Genomic DNA, 7,744 nt, shown 5'->3' with positions numbered 1-7,744 from the left:
TGTTGAGGGCCGTGATGGGACGTGTCGGGCTGGTAACTGTGATGTGCCGGCCTGGATGTGTCAGTTGGATCATCGGATTAATTATGCCGAGGGTGGGCCAACGCATCCGGATAATCTGGTGTGTTTGTGCCAGCGTCATCACAATATGAAGACCGAGGGCAGGGCCTTTTATATTTTGGATCCGGTAACTGGTGATGTGGTGTGGTTGTTGGCTGATGGCAGTTGGGTGACAACGCAAGCTACGGGCCCGCTTGCGCCGTCGATGCGCAGGTGGGCGCGCACAGTTGCCGAGGATGTTATGGCACACCGGGCAAAAATGCATGAAGACGCCAAAGCATTAAAGGTGGAGTTGGACAACGGTGAGATCGTTGATGTCTTCGACATGACCGACCCGGCAGACCGCGATAATACCCGCGGCGGCGATATTCCCTTCTAGAGGGCTAGGGCGAAGGTGAGGCGGGCTTGTTCGTCGAACTAAACGACGACGGTGGAACGATTCGCGGCACCGGTACAAAGCTTCATCGTTGCCATAGACGACGAAAAGGTGGCGGCGCCATATGGGGAGAGGAGAACACGGATCGTCGTCGCGGACGACGAAGGCCGCACGCTGATTCATCGATGTTGTTTAACTGAGAACCGGCGTCAGTGACGACGATCGGAGAAAGGGTTGGTCGAGCTTGTGGCAGATGCAGAAGACCATGTATCAGTTGCGCGGTGTTTCACGTGAAACGGCCCCCTGCTCCAAGAGGATAGAGAGGAGGCCTTCGGGGTAATGTTTAACTAGTCGTCGCGTTTGGTGGCAGCCTTCATGTCGGAAACGAAAGCGGTGACGGCGTCGGCAAGTCCTGGCGTCGGTTTATTGTTGTCGTCGAGGTGCGCGTTGACGATCTTGGTCAGAGCGGAACCGGTGATGGCGCCAGCGGCACCGGCGGCGATCGCGTCGGCGACGTGTTGCGGCGTGGAAATGCCGAAGCCCAAGAGAATGGGCGCGCCGCCAAAGCGCGTGACGTTTGCGACGACCTCGTCAAGACCCTGGGTCGCAGATTCTTTTTCGGTGCCGGTGACGCCATCGCGGGAAATGGCGTAGATATAGCCCTTGGAATACTTGGCTACACCAGCGAGGGTCTTCTCGGATGCTTGTGCCGGTGCGATAAAGATCGGGTCAATCCCGGCCTTCTCGGCGGCAGTGACGAAGGGGGCGCCTTCGCGCACTGGGATGTCGGGAATCAAAATGCTGTCGGCACCTGCCTCGTGGAACTCAGAGTAGAAGGTGTCGAGGCCACGGGTGAAGGGAACGTTGCCGTAGATGAGCATGCCGATGGGAAGATCCGGAAACTCAGCGCGAATCTGGCGGATCTGGTCGAGGGCTGAATCGACAGTGGCGCCGGCGGAGAGGGCGCGAATGTGTGAGGCCTGGATTGTGGGGCCGTCGGCTACTGGGTCGGAGAATGGCACTCCGAGTTCTAGAGCGTCGGCCCCACCAGCGACGGCTGCCCTGACGATGGCCAGGGCGGTGTCCGGGTCAGGGTCGCTGAGCATAATGAAGGGGACGAATGCGCCTTCATTGCGCGAGGCTAGTGTGGAAAAGAGTTTCTCGTAGCGGCTCATTAGTGATCCTCCGGGAGCTTGAGTTCGGGCTGTTCGTCGAGGGTGCGTCGGACGTGGTCGATGTCTTTGTCGCCACGGCCAGACAGGGAAACGAGGATGGTGATGTCTTCATCCTTGCGCTTGAGGGCGTAGGCCAGGGCATGGGAGGATTCGAGAGCAGGGATGATTCCTTCGCGGCGGCTGAGGAGCTGGAAGGCTTCGAGGGCTTCGGCGTCGGTGATGCCGACGTAGGTCGCGCGGCCCGTCTGGGAAAGGTGTGCGTGCTGGGGGCCGACGCCCGGGTAGTCGAGGCCGGCGGAGATGGAATAGGATTCTTCCACTTGGCCTTCCGAGTTCCGCATGAGGTAGGAACGAGCGCCGTGGAGAATGCCGATGGTGCCATTGTTAATCGTGGCGCCGTGGCGGCCGGAATCAAGGCCCTCTCCCCCAGGTTCCGCGCCTACGAGCTCAACGGATTCCTCATCGATGAAATCCGCGAACATGCCGATGGCATTGGAGCCGCCGCCGACGCAGGCCACGACGACGTCGGGAAGCCCGCCGGTGCGCTCAATCATCTGGGCTTTGGCTTCTTCGGAGATCACTTTGTGGAACTCGCGCACGATGGTCGGGAATGGATGTGGTCCCGCGGCGGTGCCGAGGAGGTAGTGAGACTCGTGGAAGGTGGCAGTCCAATCACGGAGTGCTTCGTTGACTGCGTCCTTGAGAGTGCCCGAACCGGAGTCGACGGGGATGACCTTCGCGCCCATCAGTTCCATGCGGTAGACATTGGGCTGCTGCCTGGCGACGTCCTTGGCGCCCATGTACACCACGCATTCGAGATCGAGGAGCGCACAGGCGAGTGCGGTTGCGGTTCCGTGTTGGCCGGCGCCGGTTTCGGCAATGATGCGGGTTTTGCCCATGCGCTTTGCCAGGAGGGCTTGGCCGATGACTTGGTTGGTCTTGTGGGCGCCGCCGTGAACTAGGTCTTCGCGCTTGAGAAAGATGCGAGCCTTGCCGCCAAGTTTGGTGGCCTCAGTAAGAGGGGTGGGGCGGCCGAGGTAGTCACGGAGGTAGCCAGAAAGTTCCTCACGGAAGGAGGGGTCATTCTGTGCATCGACGAAGGCTTGCTCGAGTTGGTCGAGGGCCGGGATGAGCGACTCGGGGACGAACTGTCCGCCGAACTCACCGAAGTAGGCGGGGAGAAGTGTCTCCCGGGTTTCTTGTGGAGTAGTCATGGTGTTCCTTTGGGTCGGGGATTAATACGTAAAGTGACGAATAAGGTTGAAGGTCTGGGCAATGAGGCCGGGATCCTTGCGGCCGTTGATCTCTAGCCCCGAATTGAGGTCGAGGCCGACGGTACCGACGTGGAGTGCCTCTACGAGATTGGACGGGTTGAGTCCGCCAGCGAGAAGCGATTTCTTCTTGATGGAGTCAGGGATGGTCGTCCAGTCGAAGGAGGTGCCCGTGCCGCCGGGGCCGGAATCGAGGATGAGGAGATCGGTGGCGTCGGCAAGCGCGGCGGCGAGATCGGGTCCATGTGGAGCGGTCATATCGATGGCGCGCCAGACCTGCCTCTCCCCCGCTACTGTGCGGACGGCGTTGATGAGATTCAGCTCAGCTTCTGTGCTCCCTTGGTACGACGCGTGAACTTGGAAGCAGTCGATGCCGTCGAGGGCGAGCTCCTCCCAACCGGTGGTGCGGCGAGAGACCGCGACATAGGTGAGGTCGGGTTCGTGAGCGATGATGTTGAGCGCGGTTTCACGTGAAACATTGCGCGGAGATGCCTCCTCGAAAATGAATCCGCCGTATACCGCGCCGGCAGCCCGTGCGGCTTGCGCTGCGGACCATGAGGTGAGGCCACAAACTTTGTTGCTGCCAAAGACGAGTTCCCGGGCAGCACGGTCGATGTCGGGTGTTCCGGTGAGCTGCGAACCGACAAGGAAAGCATTGGCGTGAGCGCCGTGCTGGCGAACGGTGAGGTTGTTGCGAATTCCGGACTCGGAAACAACGACCTTGCCTTCCGGAACCAAAGGTGCAAGCTGCGCGGTGCGGTTTAAGTCGATCGTGAGATCGTGCAGGTTGCGATTGTTAATGCCGATGACGGCCACGCCGAAGGCTACCGCGCGGGCTACTTCCTCCTCGGTGATGGCCTCGGTGAGGACGTCGAGCCCGAGGGCGTCGGCAAGCTGCTTCAGCTCACCGTAGGTCTCGTCATCGACGATGGACATCATCAGAAGGATCGCATCCGCGCCGAAATAACGCGCGGCATAGACCTGGATGGGGTCGATGATGAAGTCCTTACACAGCACCGGCAGGTGGGTCGAAAGTGCAACGGTCTGCAGGTGGTCGTAGTCGCCGCCAAAACGCTCGGGCTCACAGAGCACGGAGATTGCGGAAGCATAGCGTGAATAGACCCGCGCAATGGCGCCCGGCTCGTAGTGCTCGCGGATAAGGCCCAGCGAGGGCGAAGCGGACTTGCATTCCATGATGAAACGGTTGGTGCCGTTGAGAGCATCATAGAAGGAGCGCTCGGAACGCGGGAGGGCGTCGAGGTCCACGTGGGCAAGGCGCTCACGGATGGCGGGGAGATGGGTGCGGCGCTTGGCGACGATCCCCTCAAGCACGGTCGGCAGAGCCATAATTCGCCTCCTCGTGCTTCGTGAGCCATGCGGCGACGGTGCCGTCTTTAATGAGCTGGGAGGCGTGGGAGACGCCTTCGGCAATCGAGTCAGTGGTGCCATTGAGGTAGAACATGGCACCTGCGGCAGCAGCGATGGCGTCGTGATGGGCAGGTTTTCCGGTGCCGGCGAAAATATCGCGAAGGGCCTGGGCATTCTCCTCTCCGTTGCCGCCCGCGAGATCAGAGAGATCGTGGCGGGAAATGCCGAGGTCCTCGGGCGTGAGTTCGTAGTGGCTGATCGCGCCGTCCTTGAGCTCCCACACCTGGGTAGTTCCGTGTACGGCGATCTCATCGGTGCCAGCACCGTGGACTACAAGCGCGCGAGTGCGGCCGAGCTCCTTAAACACTTCCGCGATGAGCTGACCTTGGGCGGGGTTCGCAATGCCCATGATCTGGAATTCAGGCCGGCCGGGGCTCAGTAGTGGTCCGAGGGTATTGAAGATGGTGGAAATGCCTAAGCCCTTGCGCACTGGTTGCACGTGGGCAACGGCCGGATTGTAGGCAGGGGCGAAGAGGAACGTAAAGTTCGAGGCTTCCAGCTGGCGGACAGCGCGGTCTGGGTCGAGGTCGAGGGGAATGCCCAGTGCCTCGAGGACGTCGGCGGATCCGGACTTAGAGGAGACGGAGCGGTTACCGTGCTTGACCATCTTCACTCCCCCGGCGGAAGCTACGAGGGAGGCGCCGGTGGTGATGTTGATGGTGTTGGCGCCATCGCCGCCGGTTCCCGCAGTATCCATAAGGCCCTTGCCGGTGACGGGAAAAGGACGTCCGGCATGGAGGAAAGCACGGGCAGCGCCAGCGACGTCGGCAAAGGTTTCGCCGCGGGTACGGATGTAGGTGAGCAGAGCAGCGATATGGATATCGTCATACTCCCCCACCGTCAGCGGGGTGAATACCTCAATGGCCTGATCGAGGGTGGGCTCGGTGATATCAAGAAAGGCTTTCAGAGTAGTCAGGGAAGTATTATCAGTCATTTGTTGACCTCCTCCATTGTGGAGCGGAAAGAAAGTTGTTTGATACAGCGTTCAATCATGAGCGGGCCAGTTGGGGTGAGGAGTGACTCGGGGTGGAATTGGAGGCCGATGGCGCGGCCGTCGAGAGTCTCAGCCGCCATGGTGATCGGACCGATGTCGGTGTCGGTCTCGGCCAGGCTGCGCATGCGGGCGGGGATGTTCGCGCAGCCCAAGGAGTGATAGCGCGCCACGGGGACGAGGCGGCCGACGTAGTTGGGGTTATCCGGCTCGTTATCGATGGTCAGGCCCTGAAAGACCGAATGGCGCGCACCAGCATCGGTCAAGGTCATGGGTATGGAAGAGCCGTGGACGGGGCCGCACGGCTCGACGGTACCGCCGAAGTGATCGAGCAAGGCTTGGAAACCAAGGCAGATGCCGAGGATGGGGATGCGGCCGAGGGAGGACTCGATAAGCTGCATCATTGTTCCGGCATCACGGGGATGGCCGGGGCCCGGCGAAAGGATGATGATGTCGGGTTGGGCGGCGAGAACCTCCTCCACTGGAACCGAGTTGCGGAAGACGGTGGTGTTATAGCCAGCGAGTGCATCGACGAGGTTGTAGACGAAAGAATCGTGGTTGTCGATGAGGACGACGTGCGGGTTCATCGGATGACCTCCAGGGATGCGTTGTGTGCCTGGGCGATGGCGCTGAGTACCGCGTAGGCTTTGTGGACCGTTTCATCGGCTTCTGACTGGGGGATGGAATCGCGGACGACGCCCGCGCCTGCCTGGACGACGGCCGTTCCATCCTTGACGTAGGCGGAGCGGATGACGATGCAGTTGTCCATCGATCCATCACCGCGCAGGTAGCCGATGGCGCCGCCGAAGGAACCGCGGCGAGTCCCTTCAGTCTCGCGGATGAGTTCCATCGCGCGCAGCTTTGGTGCGCCGGTGAGAGTCCCCATGTTCATGCAGGCGCGGTAGGCATCGAGAGCGTCGAAGTCTTCGTGCAGAGTGGCGGCGACGCGGGAGACCAGGTGCATGACGCGCGAGTAGCGGTCGACTTGGAGCAGGTCAGCGACGTGCCTGGTGCCGGGAACTGCGACGCGGGCGAGGTCGTTGCGCGCGAGGTCCACGAGCATGATGTGCTCAGCCACCTCCTTCGAGTCGGTGCGCATCTCAAGCTCGTTGCGGATGTCCAGCTCATGGGTGGCTCCGCGCGGCCGGGTGCCGGCGACGGGATAGAGCTGCACCTGCCGGTCGGAGGCCGTGTACTTGAGGTTGGATTCGGGCGATGCGCCGAAAAGCTCGTGTTCTGCGCCGCGCAGGTAGAACATGTACGGCGAAGGGTTCGTCTCACGGAGCGTGCGGTAGGCAGCGAAAGCATCGGGACACGCAATACTGAACGTGCGCGAGGGAACGACTTGGTAAATATCGCCAGCATGGACATTGCCTTGGAGGTGCTCCACGTGGCGTCGGAAAGCAGCGTCATCGATGTTGGCGCGCGCGGTGACGGTGCCCAACGGTGCGGGTGAGGCTGGGGTGAGGGGTGCGGTACGGGCGGCGCGGTCGAGTTCTTCCTCGAGCACGTGCTTATCGACGCCCCACCCCTCAATCTTTGCCGTCTGCGTCAGGTGGTCCACGGTAAGGACGTGCTCGGCGACGAGAAACTCATAATCCGGATACTCATTCGGACCATCCGGCACCGGGGGGAGCTCCTCGAAGGTCGCGACGTAATCGAAGGCGAAGCCGCCGCCCAGGAACGGCAGCATCTCCCCTGAGTAGAGGCGGCTAAATTGCAGCGTACGCAGCACGTCCGCAGTAGACGTGGCACGCAGGCGGGCGCGCTCATCGTGTTCGGTGGAGAGCTCGAAGCGGAAGGTGATGCTGGCGTCGGCGTCCTTTGTGATCCGCGAGTGGAAGTCCTCGCGGAGGTCGTCGATAAGAATGCGTCCGGAGGGCGTGAGCGCCGTGGCGGTGACCTCCTGGCCGCGGCACACTACCTTCAGGGCTGCCTTGGTGATGGCGATGCAGGTGAGGTTCTTCTTGGTTTCAATGTCCGCGGATTCTAAAAGCAGGGAATCCTGTGGCGTCGCGAGGGCATAAAAGAGCGCAGCGGCATCAGGGGTATAGGCCAGTGTGCGCTGTGCGCTGTGCGGCTTGTGGTTCAACGGCATAATGTGTGTCTTTCGTTAACGTTTTGTGTGCTGCCGCGAGCTGTGTGGAGAGAAAAACGCCGAAAAGCCCGCAGCTGCGGGCCGTAAAAGATGGGAGAACAACGAGGCCCGCGGGTTACGCGCGCCACCACCAAAGGTTAGATGTGTTCTTCACAGCACTGACTTTAACACCAATACCTTCCGCCGTACAGGTAAACGGAAAACGGGGTACCCCCGTGGTCTCACGGCAGTGCGCACCTAAGGAGTGGACAGTGAGGTAGGAAACATGCAGCTAGTGGGTGTGATGTGCGACTCTAAAACTGTAGATCTATAGCTTTTGGAAGTCTAAGAACACCCCCGCGGGAGAAA

7 protein-coding genes are annotated in these 7,744 nt (G+C 61.0%); 1 reads left to right on the top strand and 6 read right to left on the bottom strand.

Translation table 11 applies throughout. The features are described from left to right. Positions 1–436, top strand: a 436-nt coding sequence (locus HMPREF2875_RS13435) for an HNH endonuclease signature motif containing protein (RefSeq protein ID WP_141754562.1), incomplete at its 5' end; no start/stop codon positions are given. Between the two features lie 344 nt (positions 437–780). On the opposite strand, the gene trpA is transcribed toward HMPREF2875_RS13435, so the two are convergent. Genes trpA through HMPREF2875_RS03660 form a run of 6 tightly spaced genes read right to left on the bottom strand, consistent with a single transcriptional unit; the run spans position 781 to position 7,396 of the window. After that, on the bottom strand, positions 781–1,608 hold the full coding sequence (trpA, locus tag HMPREF2875_RS03685) for a tryptophan synthase subunit alpha (protein ID WP_070670412.1): 828 nt from the start codon (positions 1,606–1,608) through the stop codon (positions 781–783). Continuing rightward, positions 1,608–2,822 carry a tryptophan synthase subunit beta gene (gene trpB / locus HMPREF2875_RS03680; protein ID WP_070670409.1) on the bottom strand — a complete coding sequence of 405 codons (1,215 nt, stop codon included), beginning with the start codon at positions 2,820–2,822 and terminating at the stop codon, positions 1,608–1,610. Before trpB ends, trpA begins: the two co-directional genes overlap by 1 nt. A 21-nt stretch (positions 2,823–2,843) precedes the next feature. Beyond that, the gene (gene trpCF / locus HMPREF2875_RS03675) at positions 2,844–4,226 is read right to left on the bottom strand and encodes a bifunctional indole-3-glycerol-phosphate synthase TrpC/phosphoribosylanthranilate isomerase TrpF (protein WP_070670406.1); all 1,383 of its coding nucleotides are present in this window, start codon (positions 4,224–4,226) and stop codon (positions 2,844–2,846) included. Continuing rightward, entirely contained in the window at positions 4,204–5,241 is a 1,038-nt protein-coding gene (gene trpD, locus HMPREF2875_RS03670; RefSeq protein WP_070670401.1) for an anthranilate phosphoribosyltransferase, read from the bottom strand. The genes trpCF and trpD overlap by 23 nt, the downstream gene beginning before the upstream one ends. After that, the gene (locus HMPREF2875_RS03665; RefSeq protein ID WP_070670399.1) at positions 5,238–5,885 is read right to left on the bottom strand and encodes an anthranilate synthase component II; all 648 of its coding nucleotides are present in this window, start codon (positions 5,883–5,885) and stop codon (positions 5,238–5,240) included. The genes trpD and HMPREF2875_RS03665 overlap by 4 nt, the downstream gene beginning before the upstream one ends. Next, on the bottom strand, positions 5,882–7,396 hold the full coding sequence (locus HMPREF2875_RS03660) for an anthranilate synthase component 1 (protein WP_070670396.1): 1,515 nt from the start codon (positions 7,394–7,396) through the stop codon (positions 5,882–5,884). Before HMPREF2875_RS03660 ends, HMPREF2875_RS03665 begins: the two co-directional genes overlap by 4 nt. Positions 7,397–7,744 lie beyond the last annotated feature (348 nt).

The organism is Corynebacterium sp. HMSC078H07, assembly GCF_001812805.1.
In the GTDB taxonomy this organism is placed as follows: Bacteria; Actinomycetota; Actinomycetes; order Mycobacteriales; family Mycobacteriaceae; genus Corynebacterium.
This window is presented reverse-complemented; position numbering and strand designations above follow the sequence as displayed.